The sequence below is a fragment of the Pedobacter agri genome (assembly GCF_032678665.1).
Classification (GTDB): domain Bacteria; phylum Bacteroidota; class Bacteroidia; order Sphingobacteriales; family Sphingobacteriaceae; genus Pedobacter; species Pedobacter agri_A.
On record NZ_JAVTSH010000021.1, the window covers coordinates 1 to 1099 of the forward strand.

Sequence of the window (1099 nt, forward strand, 5' to 3'; positions counted from 1 at the left end):
AAGTTTAATTCTCTACCACCAGTGTTATCTGTGTGACCAGCTAATTTTAAGCTAAAGTTTTTCTCTACCAATAAACCAGCAACTCTGTTTAATGAAGCGTAAGATTTAGAACGGATAGTAGATTTACCTAAATCAAATTCTAAGTTTGAAATTGCATCTTTAACAACTTTACGATCTTCTTCAGTAATTACCTTAGTTTCTCTGATAATTTCACGTTGAACTTTGATTGGGCAACCTGAACCATCAACAACAGTACCTGTTGGCGTTCCTGGGCATTTATCAAATTTGTTAGCTACACCATCGTTATCATCATCAGCTAAATCTTTAGCATATTGATCTCTGTCGCGTTGTGCATTTTGCTCAGCAGTAGATAATGCTCTTCTTAACTCAGCACTTTCTTCAGCACTTTGTTTACGTAAGTCAGCAATAGCACTGTAGTTTTGTAATTGTGAATTTTCTTTATTACCTAAAGCAAACTCTAAACCTGCGTGAGCATAAGAGAATCTGCTCTCATTGTAAACAGATTTAACTGTTGGAGAAGATTTGATGAAGTTGATATCATAACCAAAATCAAGGTTAATTCCTTTTGCAACACCTAATTTAAAACCAACACCAGTTGGGATAAACCAACCTTCTCTACCGTTAAATACTTCGGTAGTTCCAATTTGTGAATCTGAAGACATGTAACCAGCACCCGCTTTTACGTATGGAATTAAAACAGCGTTCTCCGTGTTTAAGCTAAAGTTAGCAATGTTCAAAACCGCTGTTAATGATCCTGACCATGAAATGCTGTTCTTTTGCTCTAAACTTCCAAATGCATTGGCAGTTTTCATTTCTCCACGTAAAAAGTCTGCTTGTAATCCTAAAGCCGGAAGGATTTGTTTTTTGATAAACGCACCATAACCGATACTTTTAAACTCTCTTGCATCAACACTACCACCACCTAAAAAAGTATTTTGGCTTAAGATACCTCCGTGAGCACCAACGCTCCAGGTTCTTAAAGATTGTTTACCAAATCTACTGGTTGTAGTAGGTGTTTCTTGTGCAAATAATTGTGATGATAATCCCAATAGGGCAACCAACATTGTTGATTTTGTAA

At 36.3% G+C, this 1099-nt stretch carries 1 protein-coding gene; it reads right to left on the reverse strand.

Annotation, left to right across the window (positions count from 1 at the left end):
• Positions 1 to 1099, reverse strand: a 1099-nt coding sequence (locus tag R2Q70_RS21855; RefSeq protein WP_316809678.1) for an outer membrane beta-barrel protein, incomplete at both ends; no start/stop codon positions are given.